Annotated in this window: 20 protein-coding genes and 1 pseudogene; 14 read left to right on the top strand and 7 right to left on the bottom strand. The window is 36.0% G+C overall.

What is annotated here, in order from left to right; translation table 11 throughout:
* The first annotated feature begins 357 nt into the window (after positions 1-357).
* Genes JCM14932_RS08665 through JCM14932_RS16570 form a run of 3 tightly spaced genes read left to right on the top strand, consistent with a single transcriptional unit; the run spans position 358 to position 1199 of the window.
* Positions 358-783, top strand: coding sequence for a universal stress protein (locus JCM14932_RS08665; protein ID WP_025024533.1), 426 nt, complete (start codon positions 358-360; stop codon positions 781-783).
* A gap of 43 nt (positions 784-826) precedes the next feature.
* The gene (locus tag JCM14932_RS08660) at positions 827-1042 is read left to right on the top strand and encodes a type II toxin-antitoxin system RelE/ParE family toxin (RefSeq protein WP_025024532.1); all 216 of its coding nucleotides are present in this window, start codon (positions 827-829) and stop codon (positions 1040-1042) included.
* Positions 1029-1199, top strand: coding sequence for a hypothetical protein (locus JCM14932_RS16570; RefSeq protein WP_155832103.1), 171 nt, complete (start codon positions 1029-1031; stop codon positions 1197-1199). The genes JCM14932_RS08660 and JCM14932_RS16570 overlap by 14 nt, the downstream gene beginning before the upstream one ends.
* A gap of 18 nt (positions 1200-1217) precedes the next feature.
* Here JCM14932_RS16570 and JCM14932_RS08650 read toward each other — a convergent pair whose 3' ends face one another.
* The 4 genes from JCM14932_RS08650 to JCM14932_RS08635 form a co-directional block, all read right to left on the bottom strand.
* Positions 1218-1526, bottom strand: coding sequence for a hypothetical protein (locus JCM14932_RS08650; protein ID WP_025024531.1), 309 nt, complete (start codon positions 1524-1526; stop codon positions 1218-1220).
* Positions 1527-1537: 11 nt separating this feature from the next.
* Positions 1538-2326 (bottom strand): potassium channel family protein, encoded by a 789-nt coding sequence (locus tag JCM14932_RS08645; protein ID WP_025024530.1) that lies wholly within the window; start codon positions 2324-2326, stop codon positions 1538-1540.
* A gap of 142 nt (positions 2327-2468) precedes the next feature.
* Entirely contained in the window at positions 2469-2993 is a 525-nt protein-coding gene (locus JCM14932_RS08640) for a phosphatidylglycerophosphatase A family protein (protein WP_025024529.1), read from the bottom strand.
* 15 nt (positions 2994-3008) lie between these two features.
* The gene (locus JCM14932_RS08635; RefSeq protein WP_025024528.1) at positions 3009-3665 is read right to left on the bottom strand and encodes an HD domain-containing protein; all 657 of its coding nucleotides are present in this window, start codon (positions 3663-3665) and stop codon (positions 3009-3011) included.
* A gap of 118 nt (positions 3666-3783) precedes the next feature.
* Here JCM14932_RS08635 and JCM14932_RS08630 point away from each other — a divergent pair, with 118 nt between their 5' ends.
* From JCM14932_RS08630 to JCM14932_RS08620, 3 genes are all read left to right on the top strand, one after another.
* Positions 3784-4347, top strand: a complete 564-nt coding sequence (locus JCM14932_RS08630) for a peroxiredoxin (RefSeq protein ID WP_025024527.1) — start codon at positions 3784-3786, stop codon at positions 4345-4347.
* Positions 4348-4631: 284 nt separating this feature from the next.
* Entirely contained in the window at positions 4632-5381 is a 750-nt protein-coding gene (gene pnuC, locus JCM14932_RS08625; protein ID WP_025024526.1) for a nicotinamide riboside transporter PnuC, read from the top strand.
* An 85-nt stretch (positions 5382-5466) separates the two neighbouring features.
* Entirely contained in the window at positions 5467-6387 is a 921-nt protein-coding gene (locus JCM14932_RS08620; RefSeq protein ID WP_025024525.1) for an alpha/beta hydrolase, read from the top strand.
* Positions 6388-6879: 492 nt separating this feature from the next.
* Here the strand turns inward: JCM14932_RS08620 and JCM14932_RS08615 are convergent, their stop codons facing one another.
* Positions 6880-7275 (bottom strand): DUF8453 domain-containing protein, encoded by a 396-nt coding sequence (locus tag JCM14932_RS08615; RefSeq protein WP_025024524.1) that lies wholly within the window; start codon positions 7273-7275, stop codon positions 6880-6882.
* A 115-nt stretch (positions 7276-7390) separates the two neighbouring features.
* On the opposite strand from JCM14932_RS08615, the gene JCM14932_RS08610 reads away from it, so the two are divergent.
* The 4 genes and pseudogenes from JCM14932_RS08610 to JCM14932_RS08595 all read left to right on the top strand — a co-directional run bounded on the left by JCM14932_RS08610 (position 7391) and on the right by JCM14932_RS08595 (position 10729).
* Complete coding sequence (locus JCM14932_RS08610; RefSeq protein ID WP_025024523.1) at positions 7391-8137, top strand: TraX family protein; 747 nt, start codon at positions 7391-7393, stop codon at positions 8135-8137.
* Between the two features lie 66 nt (positions 8138-8203).
* Positions 8204-8739 (top strand): annotated as a pseudogene (locus tag JCM14932_RS15070) (phenolic acid decarboxylase).
* A gap of 65 nt (positions 8740-8804) precedes the next feature.
* Entirely contained in the window at positions 8805-9335 is a 531-nt protein-coding gene (locus tag JCM14932_RS08600; protein ID WP_025024521.1) for a PadR family transcriptional regulator, read from the top strand.
* Between the two features lie 290 nt (positions 9336-9625).
* On the top strand, positions 9626-10729 hold the full coding sequence (locus tag JCM14932_RS08595) for a lactate oxidase (RefSeq protein ID WP_025024520.1): 1104 nt from the start codon (positions 9626-9628) through the stop codon (positions 10727-10729).
* 250 nt (positions 10730-10979) lie between these two features.
* Here JCM14932_RS08595 and JCM14932_RS15985 read toward each other — a convergent pair whose 3' ends face one another.
* Positions 10980-11567 (bottom strand): glycosyltransferase family 2 protein, encoded by a 588-nt coding sequence (locus JCM14932_RS15985; protein WP_155832102.1) that lies wholly within the window; start codon positions 11565-11567, stop codon positions 10980-10982.
* The gene (locus tag JCM14932_RS15980; RefSeq protein WP_051528102.1) at positions 11549-12253 is read right to left on the bottom strand and encodes a glycosyltransferase; all 705 of its coding nucleotides are present in this window, start codon (positions 12251-12253) and stop codon (positions 11549-11551) included. The genes JCM14932_RS15985 and JCM14932_RS15980 overlap by 19 nt, the downstream gene beginning before the upstream one ends.
* Before the next feature lie 384 nt (positions 12254-12637).
* Between JCM14932_RS15980 and JCM14932_RS08585 the strand changes: the two genes are divergently transcribed.
* The 4 genes from JCM14932_RS08585 to JCM14932_RS08570 all read left to right on the top strand — a co-directional run bounded on the left by JCM14932_RS08585 (position 12638) and on the right by JCM14932_RS08570 (position 17270).
* Positions 12638-13144 (top strand): DoxX family protein, encoded by a 507-nt coding sequence (locus JCM14932_RS08585; protein ID WP_025024519.1) that lies wholly within the window; start codon positions 12638-12640, stop codon positions 13142-13144.
* A 123-nt stretch (positions 13145-13267) separates the two neighbouring features.
* Positions 13268-14215 carry a LacI family DNA-binding transcriptional regulator gene (locus JCM14932_RS08580; RefSeq protein WP_025024518.1) on the top strand — a complete coding sequence of 316 codons (948 nt, stop codon included), beginning with the start codon at positions 13268-13270 and terminating at the stop codon, positions 14213-14215.
* A 98-nt stretch (positions 14216-14313) separates the two neighbouring features.
* Complete coding sequence (locus tag JCM14932_RS08575) at positions 14314-15990, top strand: glycoside hydrolase family 13 protein (protein ID WP_025024517.1); 1677 nt, start codon at positions 14314-14316, stop codon at positions 15988-15990.
* Positions 15990-17270, top strand: a complete 1281-nt coding sequence (locus tag JCM14932_RS08570) for an alpha-amylase family glycosyl hydrolase (protein WP_025024516.1) — start codon at positions 15990-15992, stop codon at positions 17268-17270. Before JCM14932_RS08575 ends, JCM14932_RS08570 begins: the two co-directional genes overlap by 1 nt.
* Positions 17271-17424: the final 154 nt, after the last annotated feature.

Here is a 17424-nt window from a genome sequence, read left to right as displayed (position 1 = left end):
TTACATTATAAATATATCATGTAATATAAAATCTTTGGTCATTAAAAATAGTTTATTTGTTTTTAAATAAGGATTATTCGGACGGGTTAAACAAAATACGTTAAATTAAACATTACAATAGCGTGACAGGTTCATTAAGTTAAGACTTATACAATGAAATGTAGATATTAAAGTGTTATGATATTTTTGCGGTACAGAAATGTACTGTATATTTTCTGCTTTCACGATAACTAATATGGAGATGAGGTCAAACCGCCTCATCTTTTTTTGTGTCCCTTTAGCTGATTTCTTGTGTGATTTTTCGCAATTGCGTAAACTTTAACTAGAGAACTCAACTAACCAAAAGGGAGAGCAATCATGTTTAAGAAAATTATTATTGCCGTAGACGGAAGTCCAGTTTCATACAGAGCGCTGGACTATGGAATTGAATTGGCAAAGAGGTTTGATTCACTTATCGAATTAGTAGCAGTTGTGAATACAAATAATATTCCTGTAAGTGTTGGAGTATCATACATGCCATTGATCAATGATCTAGAGGATCAAGTTAAAAAGCACGTTAAAGTTGCGGAACAACAAATTAAGAATGCTGAATTATCATACAACGTTATTCTTGAAAAAGGTGATCCGCGAGGATTAATTGCGACAGATGTTCCTAAGCACACTGGTGCTGATACAATCGTGATGGGTAAGACTGGTAGACATGCAATTAAGAACTTTCTGATTGGATCAGTTACGCATCATGTTATTGAGAAAGCACAGATTGCGGTATTGCTTGTAGACTAACGTAATACAATTATATTCATTCTTTGAGTCGTCTCAAAAAAGATTGACAAGAAAAATTGATGATAATTTATTTGAAATCCGCGTTAAATCTTCTGATGGAATTGAAAGATTATTTTATTTTAAGTTGTTAAAATCCAGATATGTTATTGTCAGTGGTTATACAAAGAAAAGCCAGAAAATTCCTTTAAAAGAATTTAAAAAGGCTAAGAAAATAAAAAAAGAATATCTTAGTAGGAGATCTAAAAATGAAGGAATATAATTTTGATGATTTACTTAAAGAAAAGTTAAAAAATCCAAAATTCAAAGAATCTTTTTATGAAGAGCGTAGAAGGTTAGAAAATCTGACTGTAACTGACTCTAAAGTTAAAAACTATGATTTTAAACAGGCAGATAAAATTAAAAGAGAATACATGTAGACTAAAAAGGACCTACCATTAAATGGCAAGTCCTTTTTGCATGTGCAATTGATAATATTCAGTTCCAGCGTTGTCCAGCATTTCGTGCCAATTTTCAAAGACTGTAGTTTGCTTGACTAGTGCATCCCACGACTCTTGATCAGCTTGTTCGAGCGTATTGACGTCGTATATGCCAACCGATTTCATAAAATCTTCAATACAGAAGTATTGTGTATTACGTTCCATGAAGTCGTTTGAAAAGTAGTGAACGAAGGGAATATCCTTAAGCTTCTGACGGATAAGACATTCTCTTGAAATTTTGTCTAAAATAGTTTCCCCAGCATGCACGAAGATTCCCCCTATGAATCATTTTTTGAATTCTCATGTAATTGTGCTTTTAGATTATCAATTTCTTTGTGTAAGTCTTTATTTTCGTTAGATAAATCGTCTAACTTGGTAATAATTTGATCAAGTTTGTTTTCATTTGCTTCTTTCGAATCCTGAGTGAAGTAATTGGTAATAGTACTAGTTAATGTACCAATGAATCCAATTCCAACGACCATCAAGACCGCGGCAGCAATTTTGCCAATTACCGTGGTTGGAGTAACATCACCGTATCCTACGGTCGATGCAGTGACTAGTGCCCACCAGAAGGATTCCCCCAAAGATGCTCCTTCAGCAATTGAATACACGATTGCGGCAGTTACTAGTAATATCAACGAGATGATTATTAGGTAGATAAGACCGTTCATTTTCAAAAATTTACTAAAGTGTTTTTGAACCTTACCAGCGATTCCCATAAAACGCAGCAGTGTAAAAACCTTCATTGCTTGGAAGACTCGAAAAACTCTGAAAATTCTGAAAGCACTAAATATTGAATTGAAAGGAATGATTGCTAATAAATCAAAGATGTTTTTGCGAAAGAAGAGCAACTTATCTTTTGCAAATGTCAGTCGGACAAAATAATCAATGGTAAAAATTGTTAATGTTCCGACTTCGATAATTACGAATGGTAGTCTCGTATTATCGATACTTGGGACATAACTCATTGCCAATGTGACTAACGATAATAAACCAGAAATAATTATTACAATGTAGTAGGCAACTTTTAATCGTCGATTTTTAAAAATATTATTAAACTTTTTCATATTATTTCTTCTATCTTAAGTATTAATAATACTGATCAAATGCCTCTCTATGTAATATCATATCGTATTTTAAGATAGATGAAATTTAAATTCAATATAAAATTTATTAAATCATGAATAAAAAGGTAAACAAGGTTTAACCTTATTTACCTTCGCTGATCATTTTTTCAACTTCATTTTCGTTATGTGCTAACCAGCCACAGGCAGCTGCAGCAATGGCGCCAACTAAATCATCAAGGAAGACGTTGATCTTGCCAGTTGATTTATCGTTGAGCTTTTCCAGAACGCCATGTTTCAGCTTATCAACATAACCATAGTTAGTTACTGAAACGGATCCGTATAGACTTGCCAACGTGATGGCCATGTTTTCGTCAATGCCGTATGTAGATTCATCAGTTCTCATAATACGCTGCATAGGGGATGATAAAAGGCCTTTTTCAGCAAGAACGTCGAGCTCAATCCCGGTCATGATTGCGTTTTGAGCTTCACGTTTGTGCAGTACTTTTTTTATTGCGTGAATCGATATCTCTTCGTCTAAGCCCTCGACATATTTCTTTTCCAAGAAGATAACAATTTCAGCAATATCTGGCAAGGTTACTCCACGTTCGTTTAACATTTTGATAATGTGTTCATAATATTCTTTATCTTGTTCATCAAATGATGTCATAAAATTCCTCCATAATTATATTTCTGATAACCATTCCGATTGGAATTCATTTAAAAATTCATACATAAATTGTTGACGATGTAAGGCAATATTCTTTGCGGTAGGTGTATTCATCATACTTGTTAACTTTAACAGTTTTTCATAAAAATGATTAATTATTGTCTCGTTATCTAGATTACGATATTCAGCCTTATTCATTTTTTCACGTGGTGCTATCGATGGATCATAAATCGTTTCCGCATTGGCTCCACCATAATAAATAGCACGTGTAATACCGATGGCTCCGATGGCGTCTAGTCGATCGGAATCTTGCACAACTTGTCCGGCTAATGACAATTTTGGCGGATTCTTGCTTAGTGATTTGCTGAAAGATAGATTATGAGTAATGTACATAATTTCATCGATTTGGTCATCAGTTAATTCGATGCTCTTCAAAAAGTTTTTGATTTCAATTTCTAATTCAGCAGGATCATCGACTAGTTTATCATCAGCAACATCATGCAGGTAAGCGGCGGCAAGTGTAATCAGTTTGTCAGTTTTTTCTTCCTTTGATAATCTAGTTGCCATTTTAACAACTCGTTCAATGTGATCGAAGTTGTGGCCGGTATGGTCAGTTACCATTTTTTTATATGAAAATTGGCGTATTTGTTTGATTTGTTCAGCAGTATTCATTATCTAAAACAGTCCTTTGTTATTTATATATATTATTCTAGCAGAGAATCAGGTTGTGACTATGTTTAATAAGATAATTGTACTAAAATATAGTTATAACTTAGGAGGTATTTAGCTTATGAATTATATTAATAAAGAAATTCCTGACTTTGATGTCAAGGCGTACCAAAATGGTGAATTGAAGAGCTATAATAAGCAGAACTTGCTTGGCAAATGGTCAATTTTGTTCTTCTACCCAGCTGATTTTTCTTTTGTCTGTCCAACAGAACTTCAAGATTTAGAAAAACATTATGCTGATTTTAAAGCAAATAATGCTGAAATTTATTCTGTATCTGTTGATAGTGAATTTTCACATATGGCATGGGCAGAGAATACCGATAGTATCGGTAAGATCGAATATCCTATGTTGGCTGATCAGAAACATCAATTAGCGGACTTTTTTGATTTAATCGATTCAGATAGTGGTCAAGCATATCGTGGTGTTTATATCATCAATCCTGAGGGGATTATTAAGTCATACACTGTTAATGCAATGGGCATTGGCCGTAATGCTGAAGAAATCCTAAGAACACTTGAAGCAGCACAATTCGTTGCCGAAAATGGTGATAACGTTTGTCCAGCAAACTGGCATCCAGGTGAAAAAACAATTGTTCCGGGTGCAGATTTAGTTGGTAAAATTTAATCATTTAAATTGATAGTCCCGTTGCCGGGACTATTTTTTTGACATTAAAAGCCATATCTGGTATTTAAAATGTTCCGTCGATACTAGATATTGTATCGCTTCCAAAGTAATATAAAAAATTTAATAATTCGGCTCAATCCTTGCTACAACAACTTGGAGCGGTTTTGCTCGCATTTTCACTTAAAATAAACCATGGAAATTCATAATGAGAGTGGTAATATTTTATTTGTTGTTCGTTTAAAGGGGAACAAATTTAGTTTTATATAAGTGAGGAGAAGGATTAAATGACAAGTATTTTTAGCCCAAAGTGGTATGTCGAACAAATGAAGGGTTGGAGTTTTAAGAGTTACATGCTCTTAATGTTTGGTTTAGGTGCCATCACAGCTTCGACACTTTCACATAGTATGAGTGGTATTGCCGTCGCAACTTGGTTTGCCGGTGTTTTAGGATTTACATGTACAGTAGCAATTACTAATGCAAAACCTTTAAACGGTGTATTAGGATTAGTTTCAGCACTTATTTATATCTTCGTAGCTATCAACGCTAAGAACTTCGCTGATGTTATTTTACAAACAAGTTACATTATCCTTCTGGATATTCCTGTTTTGATCAGTCCACAATGGGCAAAGGATGCTGAAAAGCACATTCATGGTCTTACAGCTCCTAAGTGGCTATTAACAGCCGTATTCTTCTTTGCATCATGGGGTCTTCTATATTTGATGGATACACATCTATTTATCAGTCCTAGACCAGTTATTGATTCTGTTGCCAGTGCTATTGGTTTCACAGGTGCTTTGTTATGTACATTGCGCTTCCGTGAACAATATTATTTCTGGACAGTTCAAGGTATCATGTCAATCGTTCTTTGGGGTGTTACAGCAGCTCAAGGTGATGCCAGTCCTGTATTATTCTTGACATACATTATGTACTTCATGAATGATATGATTGCATTCTTCGATTCACACATCCACTGGTTCCACAAAGTTGAATCATCAACATCAGTCGCTGATGATCCTAGCCAACAATTAAATTAATTAGTTGTAAGTTGAGTAGAAAACTCAACTTTTTTTTGCCAAAATGATATTATATTAGTACATTTACAAAAAGTGGGTTAGATTTATGCGTGGGAAAAAGATTATAAAAATTATGTTGATTTCGTTGATTGGAATCTTTGTTGTTGCTGATTTAGCGGGTGGAGCATATTTGTTCAATTATGCTTTTAAGAAGGGCGGTTATAGTAGTACGACCGTCAGCCACAAGCCGCTGACTGGAAATAATAAGTGGTTCAATGAACAGGATCAGAAAATTTGGACCGAAAAGTCTAAAGATGGTTTGACACTAAAGGCTAGATATTTACCAGCTGCACAGAAGACCAATAAAACGGTCGTTGTTATTCACGGCTATGGCAGTGCCAGCAAGTACATGGGTTCATTCGTAAGGATTTTTCATGATGCAGGTTATAATGTCTTAGCTCCGGATAATCGTTCTTTTGGAATGAGCGGTGGTGAATATGCCGGTTATGGTTGGAAAGATCGTAGCGACATTATGGAGTGGATCAGTCGGATCAATGAGGTCAATGGTAAGGATTCGCAAATTGGAATGTACGGTATCAGTATGGGTGCTGCAACCGTGATGTACACACTCGGCAAGCAACCAGAGAATGTCAAATGGGCCATTGAAGACTGTGGTTACGCGACTATCTCGGGTGAACTTAATTATCAATTAAAGGATATGTTTGGTTTGCCGAGTTTTCCATTAGTCCAAACGGCAGCTATCTATTCTAAGATGTTTGCCGGATATAATTTCTATGAAGCAAATACTAAGAATACTTTGAAGAAGAGCCATGTGCCGTTATTCTTGATTCATGGTTCAAAGGATAAGTTTGTGCCGACAAGTAATATTTATACTAATTACAAGAATGCTAATGACCCTAAGAAGATGTGGATCGTTAAGGGTGCTGGACACGGTGAGGCTTATAACAAGGAAAAATTTAAGTATATTAAAGAAGTTACTGATTATGCTGCTCAGTATTTTAAGTAGTGGTTTTGCTTCCGATTGTCAGTGATTCTACCTGCTGTGGGACCAGTCCCAGCCACAGTTCGGTCTGGTACTTCGACTTTAAGCTTTGCATAGTTCGCAAATCTTAAAGCACGTCCTTTTTGTAAGGCCGATGGATCGCTGACCTAACAAAAATTTCACAGCTGGTTTCATCTCTGACAATCTCCAGCTATGATATTGCCGCTATTGTTTTCTATTGTACAAATCAAATTATGTGGTGTTGTCTACTTGAAAGTATGGCGAATTCAGTGGAGGCAGACAGATATGGTATCCCGTGTCGATGCAGTTAGTCAGCGTATTTTGCTGGCTTAGTGCATGGGACGCCTTGAAGACGTGAGCTTCGGCTTCAAGGCGAGGTCATAGACCGTACTTTGGCTATGGCCGTTCCCCACGATACCGTATCTGTCTGACGGAACAACAAATAAAATCAAAATACCAGAACGGGAAAGTAAAAATTCCTGTTCTGGTATTTTTCTATCTAAGTGAAACAGTTTCTTTATAGGCTTTGTTTTCACTATGATAATTTATCTCAATTATTAATTCATCTTGGTCTGTAAAATCATTTTTTAAATGTAGTGCTTGTTCAGGATTGATGACTTTTCCATCCATATCCTCAAATTCATCAGTGTCGTTGATTACGATCGAATCAATCGTCGCCTGAGACTTGCCGGTATTCTTGATAACTAAATTTGTTTTTTTCAAATTAATAGCAATATAAGGTCGTTGATATTTTTCTATTACATCGACGGTTTTTTTCATTGAAGAGTTGATCTTAAAAATTGAGGTTGAAAGTAAAATTACGCCAACGATTCCAGTTACTGCTAGAACAATGGCAGATATTGCTAGAGTTAGTTCGTTAAATGGTGTCATGTTTTTCGCTTCCTTACGACTTTGTCACATGTGCTAACACTTGTGCAAGGTCTATTTACTTGTGTTTCCGTATCTTGAATAATAACTAAAGGATAATATATCAGAGGAGATTTTAATGCAGAAGATAAAGTATAATCGAGAAACTTTTAAAATAATATTAATGTTATTGATGGTGTTGGATCATATTCCTTATTTTATTTCACCATATTTAGCGGATGTATTCCACATAATAACTAGAGTTGTTGCCGTTGGTTTTGGGTATTTAGTCATCGAAGGGTTGCGCTATACGCACAGTAAACGTGATTATCTAATTAGACTAACTAGTTGGGGTATCTTTATGGGGATTGGTAACTTCATTATGAACCAATTCTTGAGTCAAGAGTACCAAATGTCAATTCTTGGAGACAATATTTTTATTACGTTGGCGTTAGGTGCTGCAATCGTTACACTTTGGAACACTGACAATAGGCGAAATAAGTGTATTGCATTTGCTTTGTTATTGATCGGATGTGTGCCAATTCTAGAAGGTGGCTTTTTATTGTTGCCGTTTATGTTTATTACCAATTTAACCTATAACAATGTTAAACAACGTGATTTATCATACTTGGGCTTAGCGGTATTCTTTGGAATTCTAGAATTATCATTAAGTTTTTCAGCTATTAGTACAAATAGCTTTATAGGGATTTTTGACGGTATTGCGATGAATGCCAGTAGTATGTTTTTCATTTTGGTCGTTCCGTTATTGCATTTATACAATGGGCAACAAGGAAAAATGGGTAAGCAGTTTAAGTATTTATTTTATGTTTTTTATCCAGCACATTTATGGATCATTCATTTAGTTGCTAATTACTTAGGAAATTAAAATAGTTGACAATATGTCTTATCGACATATACTAGCAATTGTCGATAACGACATAGGAGAATAACTATGACAAAACAATTTAAAACATTAGAAGATTTTTAGGAACACATTTTATTTATACATATGAAAACGGCTGGGAATATGAATGGTACGCTAAAAATGATCACACGGTTGATTATCGTATTCACGGTGGGATGGTTGCAGGACGTTGGGTAACTAATCAAGAAGCTGATATTGTCATGTTGACAGAAGGTATTTACAAGATTTCTTGGACAGAGCCAACCGGAACAGACGTTGCGCTTGACTTCTTACCAAACGAAAAGAAGATTCACGGTACAATTTTCTTCCCTAAGTGGGTTGAAGAACATCCAGAAATCACTGTTACATACCAAAATGAACACTTGGAACTTATGCGTGAATCACGTGAGAAATACGAAACATATCCAAAATTAGTTGTTCCGGAATTCGCAAATATCACTTATATCGGAGATGCTGGTATTGATAATGAAGATGTTATCAGTGAAGCACCTTACGATAATTTACCTGATGATATTCGTAGTGGTAAGTATTTCAATGCCGAATATAAGAGAACTAATAAATAAATTTGAGAAAATTTATCAGGATGAGATAATATTTGTGGTAGTTGATAGAATAGTAGGAGAGATAAATGCCTAAAAAAAGAGTGTTACCATACATATTATTAGGTTTGATCAATAATCAAACTAAAATGTCTGGTTATCAAATCAGTCAAGAATTTAATCATGAGATTGGAGAATTTTGGCATGCATCACATAGTCAAATTTATCCAGAATTACAAAGAATGATCTCTGACGGATGGATTGAACCAGATGCTGAAGTTAGTGATTCCAAATCCATTTTTTATTTGATTACTTTCGATGGAAAAAATATTCTTCAAGAATGGCTTAGTGAGCCGTTGTCCGAAAAGGATGACTTGTTTTCTTTGAAACTGTATTTTATTAAGAATCAGGATAGCCCTTTGTTGAGGGAGCTGGTTGAGCAACAATTACAGATCAATTCAAGTCATTATGAGCATTTACGCAGTCGTCGTGAATTAGTTTTCCCGGATGAAGCTAGTATTCAAAATAGCTATGGACATTCTCTGATTTTAAATCGTGCCATTGAACGAGAGCGGAATCATATTAATTGGTTAAAGAGCACTTTGGATAATTTAGAATAGATGACAATCTTACATAACTGTAAGATTAAGCTAACGATTCAGTTACATCCGCTATAAAGGTGTTTACTAAATTATTTATAAGAGTGATAATTAATATTGGTAAATGAATTTGAACATTTATCAAATAAAAACTACATATCATATGCTAAATCCGTAATGAAACGGCTTTGAAGTCTGCCCGGCTTCAAAGCTGTTTTTTTGGCACTATGTCAATTAACGAGAAAGAATAGTTGCCATTTTGTATACCTTCCACTAATATGATCACGACTTAGAAATTGGAGGATGATCATATGACAGAAACAAATGGATATTTCCAAAATGATAACGAGAAAGAACTTAATATTGTAAACCTACCAAGTTTGGAAGCTGAAGCTGAAAAAATTATTCCAAAGGGCGGCTTCGGATACATCGCTGGTGGCTCTGAAGACAACTGGACATTGAAGGCTAACACAGAGGCATTCAATCATGTTCAAATCGTTCCTCATGTATTGAGTGACATTGAAGACCCACAAACAAACACAAGTATTTTTGGAATTGATGTTAAGACACCAATTATGATGACTGCCACTGCTGCACAAGGTTTGGCACATGCTAAAGGCGAAATGGATACAGCAAAAGGTATTGCCAAGGCTGGAGCTTTGATGGAGCAAAGTACTTATTCATCAACTTCAATTGCTGATACGATGGCAGCTGGTAACGGTGCTCCTCAATTCTTCCAACTTTATATGAGCAAGGATTGGACCTTCAACGAGAGTTTGCTCAAAGAAGCTAAGCAGGCTGGTGCTAAGGCTATTGTTCTAACAGCCGATGCAACTGTCGATGGTTATCGTGAGTCCGATATTATCAATGACTTCCAATTTCCGACTCCAATGGCTAACTTGACTAAGTTCAGTGAAGGCGATGGAGAAGGCAAGGGTATCGGTGAAATTTATGCCGCCGCTGCTCAAAAAATCAGTCCCAAGGATATTCAACGAATCAAGGATATTGCTGGACTACCTGTTATTGTTAAGGGTGTTCAAAGCCCAGAAGATGCTTTGCTTGCAATCGGTGCTGGTGCTGATGTTATCCAAGTATCAAATCATGGTGGCCGTCAGTTAAATGGTGGACCTGCATCATTCGATGTCTTGAGCGATGTTGCTAAGGCCGTAAATCACAGAGTTCCAATTATCTTTGATAGTGGTGTTCGTCGTGGATCACATGTCTTTAAGGCATTAGCTAGTGGTGCTGATATGGTTGCCATGGGAAGACCAGTAATCTATGGCTTAGCACTCGGTGGTGCTGATGGGGTCTATTCAGTTGTTGAACATTTGAATGATGAATTCAAGACAATCATGCAATTGGCTGGTACTAAGACAATTGAAGATGTTAAACATGCTAAATTATTAAAGAAATAAAAATAACAGTGTTGGGAAATATTTATCCCAGCACTGTTTTTATATCAGTTTAATTGTTTGAATTATGTGTTTAAACATGTAATAATTACCGTGAATCCAAATCTGAGGTGATTGTGATGTTCAAATCAGTAATTTTTCAAATAATCAGTAAGAGTATCTTTATCCCTAATTATTATCTACCTTGTTTATTATTAAGCGTAATTGCTGGATTCACTTTATTTCTATACTTTATGCGCAAAAAGAAAAGGAATTAAATCCGTTTGGTTTTAACCCAACTATTATTATTCTTTGATAGTCGGATGATCGAGATAATCAAACTTCCAAAGAAGATGACGTACATATATGAAACTAACGCTACAGCGCGAAATCTTTTGAAGATATTTGATTTCTCATTTAAGAAGTCGGTGTGATTGATGATCACACCTTTTTTTTCGGTCTTTTTTAGTTCACCAATGTATAGCTCCGTGAATAGGGCACCGAAGAGTAGTCCTAGAATTGATAAGAAAAAGAGAGCGATGAATTCTCTCAATAAGTTATTCGAATCAACGATAAAGAATTTAACGGTGTAGAAAATAATCGCAAAGTCAGACAGAATGTTTAAGACCGGCATGATACAAAATAGTAACACATCAGCTTTTTGTAGATTACTCATTATCCTGGATCTTAAGACTGATTTCAAATATTTCCAACAGTTGAAGCCGCCTTGTGACCAGCGAGCACGTTGGATAATAAGTTTTTTAAGACTGGTCAGAGCCTCTTGATCGACATAGGCATTTCCGATGTATTTGATTTTTAATCCCTTTAACTTCATTCGTAAGGTTAATTCATAGTCTTCCAAAAGAGCGTCGCCCCAAGCTTATCACCAAGCTTATCAAGAACTGAAGAAGCTCTGAAGAATTGGCCATTCCCGCAAAGTGCGGCCGCATCGATATATGAGCGGAATAACTGTGTTAGATGATTGATCACGAAGAATTCAATATCTTGAAAAGTTTGTAAGATAGTTTTGGGAGATTTCATTTTTACTCTTAATTGAGCTGCGGCGACTGAATCATCTTGAAATGCCCGATCCAACTCAATTCCAGAGTTGAAACTTAGTACTCCGTCAGCGTCCATCACGCCGATAATCGAATGTTTCTGATCAAATGGTGATTTTTCGATTATACGTTTGATCATGGGAATGGCGGAATTAAGTGAACTTCCTTTGCCAGTTTGAGCATTCGGTAGTTTCCGTTGAATGATTGAGATTGGGCCAGCAATTTTTTGTGCTATTTTGACTGTATTGTCAGTTGAATCATCATCGATGACGATAATGTGCTTTGACATTTTGAGATCAAGTAGTTTTTCTAGTGTATCGCTAATTACTTTTTCTTCATTCAAGCACGGTATTAATATGATATAAAAAAACGGTTCGTCGGACGGAGATACTGGAATCTGATTGCGTTGTAGTTGGTCATTGAAAAAAGTGAAGATCATTAAGAAGCATTGTGTCATAAATATTAATAAAGCAATGATATAAAAGATCATATAATCACCCCTTTGATGCCTCATTCTGACCAGGTAGACAGTAATAATCAAATTAAATGCGTACAAAAATATTGCTGGATTGTATTGTTATATTTATGTATCTTTAATTATTCCTAAACTTTGAATATAGTATTGATAAAACAGTCTTAGATACCGTATATGTGAAATTATTGTTAATTTTTATTCAAGTTATTCTTAAAATGTCATGGAGATATGATCAACCAATTATCGTTGATATATAAGTGCTTTAAACCGAAATCTTACGTATCAAAATTTTTGAAGTTTATGAGAAATTATTAATATTCTATATAGAAGAACAATTCTTTGTGTATATAATCTCAAAGTAGTATTATTTGGTTATGCTAAAAAGAGGGGGAAATAATTTTGGTAAAATTCTTACGTACAAATAAGTATGCATCATATGTTTTAGCAATTATTAGAATTTATTTTGGTTTCCAGTGGGCAATTGCCGGATGGGGTAAAATTACTGGAGGATTCTCAGCTCAAGGAATGTTGATGGGTGTTATAAAGAATCCAGTTAAGGGACCGGAAGGCAACGTTCTATATCCTTGGTTCAACGGAATGATCCAAAACATGATTCTACCAAACAACGGGATGATCAGTTTCTTAGTTGCTTGGGGCGAGTTCCTAGTTGGCCTAGGCTTGATCTTCGGTTGCTTAACTACCGCTGCCACATTCTTTGGTATGATGATGAACTTCTCATACATGCTAGCAGGAACAGTTTCAGTCAATCCTGAATACATTTTCTTTGAAATGTTTATTATCTTCGCTGGATTCAACGCTGGTAAGGTCGGCTTGGATTACTGGGTAATTCCATGGATCAGAACACATATTTTTAAGCAGAAATCTGCAGAAGTAAGTTTTAAATAGCCAAAAGAGCAATCCTTTATAATTGGATTGCTCTTTTTGTATAAAAATAATAATGACCACGTATCCAGTAATTGGTATAATTGAATTCATAAGGGATAATATTTATTGAGGGAGTTGTATTATATGGCGACACTTATGGATGTGGCAAAGCGTGCCAACGTTTCAAAGATGACGGTCTCACGTGTTATTAATCATCCAGATATGGTTACTAATGAACTTAAACAATTGGTATATCAGGCGATGCAAGAATTAGATTATCATCCTAATTTAATTGCAAAAGCTTTGGTCAATAATTCTACACGAATCGTTAAATTGTGTATTTTAGAAGATATTGATACAACCGAACCTTATTATATGAACCTAATGGTGGGGATCGCTAAGACTTTGGATCTTCATCAGTATTCGTTGCAATTAGTTACACGCCGAAACTTTGACATTGGTAACTGTGATGGATACATAATTACAGGAATGCGTAAGGAGGATCTTGATTGGATCAAGAAACTTGATAAACCTGTAATTATGTTTGGCGAAAATCGTTATGGATTGGATTATGTTGATACCAATAATAAAGCTGGTACCTATCGGATGGCTAAGCTAGTTTTGGAACGTGGATATGAGCATTTGGTCTATATTGGTATAGATAGCAAAGAGTCATTTGAATATTCACGTGAAGCTGGATTTATTCAACAAGTTCAGGAGAATCAGATGATTCCGGAATTATATCGTTTTGAGAATCACAGTCACTTAGCCGAAGAATTCATCACTAAACATTGGGATGAAATTGAATCTAACACCGCTTTTATTTGTGCTTCAGACCGTCTGGCGATGGGAATCGAACGAGGAATCGCTCGCTGTGGTGGTTCGATACCAGATGATTATGGTGTAACTGGCTTCGATGGAGTCTTCTTGAGCCAAGTTGCTTCGCCTAAAATAACAACAGTCAAACAATCTATCATTGAGATGGGGAGTGCCTGTGGTGAGAACCTTTTGGATAAGATCAATTCCAAGACATCTCAGGGTAATCTTATCTTTGAACCCAAGATAAGTATGGGTGGAACTTTAAGAGAATAAAACTGTTATCGGTAACATTTATGTAAGCCCTATTATTATTGGGCTTATTTTTTTATACTTATTTGGAAGCGGTTACCAGTTGGGAGGGTGCGAACGCAATGAAATGGTATGATAATGCAATTATTTATCAAATTTATCCGAAGAGTTTTCAAGATTCAAATGATGATGGAATCGGAGATCTGCCGGGAATCATTCAACGGTTAGATTATATTAAGCAACTTGGCGTTAATACTATTTGGTTAAATCCCATTTTTGTATCACCACAAGTCGACAACGGTTATGATGTGTCTAATTATTTCGCTATCGATCCAAGTTTGGGAACGATTGATGATTTTGAAAAACTAATGACAGAAGCACATAGTCGGAATCTCCATGTAATATTGGATTTGCCAATAAATCATACTTCGGACCAGCATCCGTGGTTCACAGATGCTATTAATAATAAGAATAGTATTTTTAAAGATTATTATATTTGGGATAAACAAGTTGATGGACATGAGCCAAACAATTGGGGGTCATTCTTTGGCGGCAGTGTCTGGTCAAAGGTACATCCTGATAGTGAGTATTATTATTTCCATTTGTTTGATAAAAAAATGCCTGATCTTAATTGGAAGAATGTTGAAGTTCAGAAGTCCATGGCCGATATTGCTAAGTTCTGGATTGAAAAAGGTGTCGACGGCTTCAGATTAGATGCCTTCATTCATATGGCTAAGGCTAACTTGAAACAAATGGCTTTGGATGATTCTGAGAAATATCCAGTTGATGACACATTCTTTGCTAATTTACCTGAGGTTAAAAAATATCTTGGTGGATTCGTTAGCCAAATCAAAGAAGAAAATTCTGACATATTCTTATTGGGAGAAGCGGCATCAGCCAATGTATATCAAGCGGCTGAGTATACGCAACCTGATGAGAATGGCTGTGACATGGTAGTATCGTCTGACAACTTTGGCGAAGTTTATGATGATAAGAACTTTGGAGATATTCCTAAGTTCTTCCGCCCGCGTCAGATTTCACTCGATAGATTCAAGAATACCTTTGTAAAGTGGGAGAGTGTTTTAGCTAACACTAGTTTCCCTGCCTTGACGTGGGGCAATCATGATATTAGCCGCTTTGTTGATAGATTAAAATTGCCAACTGACGATATTAAGTTGAAGAAGTCTCTGGCAATGATGATGTTTTTGCAACGTGGAATTCCGATTATTTATTATGGTGAAGAAATCGGACAGCATGGATTAAAATATGAGAATCTGTCTGACTTCGACGATCAGCGAGCGGTTGATCTTATCAAGAACCTGCGTAGTAAGAAGGTTCCTGACAAACAAATTCTGGAATTGTTAAATGATCAAGACGAAATGACGGCACGTGGTCCATTTCAATGGGACAACTCAGAATACGTCGGCTTCTCGCATGCCAAACCGTGGAATTGGGCTGAGCACTCTCATGATAATGTCTATCAAGAGCTGCCCGATACAGATAGTCTCTTGAATTTCTATCAGCGTTTGTTACGTTTGAAGTCAAATGATTGCTTTACGTTAGGCGATTATCGTTTGTTGGCGACAGATAAGAAGATGTTTGTCTTTGAGCGAACTACGAATGATAAGTACGGTCTGGTAATAATTAATTTTTCTGATGAAGAGAAAGATTACCAATTACCAGTTAAAATGAGTTTGAGAACAGCACTATCAAATCAAAAAATAAAAATAGTTAACGGACAAGTTCACCTCGATGCTTGGGGATGCTGTGCGTTAGTAAATGATGGGGGAATCGATTAATGGCTTACCAAACAAATATCAACCTTAGAAAGATTCAGATCTACAGTGTATTTACACGTAATCATACGCAAGAAGGAACGCTTAAGTCACTTGAAGGTGATTTGGAACGTATCAAGAACCTTGGAACTGATTATATTTGGCTGTTGCCGATCAACCCTTCTGGTGTCGTAGATCGTAAGGGTCAAGTTGGATCTCCTTATGCGATCAGTGATTATCGTACGATCGATAAGTCACAAGGTACGTGGGAGGACTTTGAACACTTGGTTAAGGCAATCCATGCCCACGGCATGAAGGCTATGATCGATATTGTCTATAATCACACTTCGTGTGATTCAGTTTTGCTTAAGAAGCATCCTGAGTGGTTCTTGCACGATGATGATGGTAACCTGCACAACAAGAATCCTGAATGGACTGATGTTGCGGAGTTAGATTATTCAGAGCAAGGCCTATGGGATTACCAAATTGAAACATTGAAGATGTATGCCAAGGTCGTTGATGGCTTTCGTTGTGATGTCGCACCTCAAGTTCCTATTCATTTCTGGGAAAAAGCTCGTCAGGAGGTCTCAGAAGTTAATGACAATATTCTATGGTTAGCTGAATCTACTGGTGGCGACTATATCAAAGCAATTCGTAACAAAGGTTACTGGATCTCATCAGATAGCGAAATATATCGTGCCTTTGATTTTGCTTACGACTATGATATTGATCAGATTTATCGCAGTTATGCTAAAGGTCAAATCCCACTTAGTCGTTACGTTGAAGCATTGAATCAACAAGAGTTGATCTATCCTGCCAACTATATTAAGATGCGTGGATTAGAGAACCATGATCAAGTTCGTGCTCATCATTTGTTCCCTAACGAAAATGATTTAATCAATTGGACAGCTTTCTCAGCTTTCCAAAAGGGATCAACATTGATTTATGCGGGACAAGAAGTCGGAATGAAGCACACGCCTGATTTATTTAATGTCGATAAATTGAATTGGAAGACGGATATGGATCTTAGTTCACTGATCAAGCGTCTTCACGAGTTAAGCCAAGATGAGATTCAATACAAAGGTTCCTATGATATTGAAGCTTTGGACGATGACGTTGTGAAAGTAACATTCAAATTAGGCTGTAAGACACGAATCGGTATCTTTACATTGAAGGGCAAGGCTTCCCATGTAAAGATGGACCTTCCTGATGCAAAATACACTAATTTAATTACTGAAAATAGCGTTGAAATTCACCACGGATTGTTGTCAATAGACTATGATCCAATCATAATTGAACATTGATATAAGCTCTGTAAGTCAAGCTAGCCAAGCGATTAGCTTGGCTTTTTTGATTGGTATGGAACAATCTTGTTATCGGTAACATCACGAAAACGCTTGCAAGAAACCGTTATCAGAACAATAATTATAAATGTAGTAAAGAAATTATTATATAGGG

Origin of the sequence: Companilactobacillus nodensis DSM 19682 = JCM 14932 = NBRC 107160, assembly GCF_000615905.1 — a bacterium.
GTDB classification, from domain to species: domain Bacteria; phylum Bacillota; class Bacilli; order Lactobacillales; family Lactobacillaceae; genus Companilactobacillus; species Companilactobacillus nodensis.
Note: the sequence above shows the minus strand (reverse complement) of the source record. Positions and strands in the feature narration are given on the sequence as shown.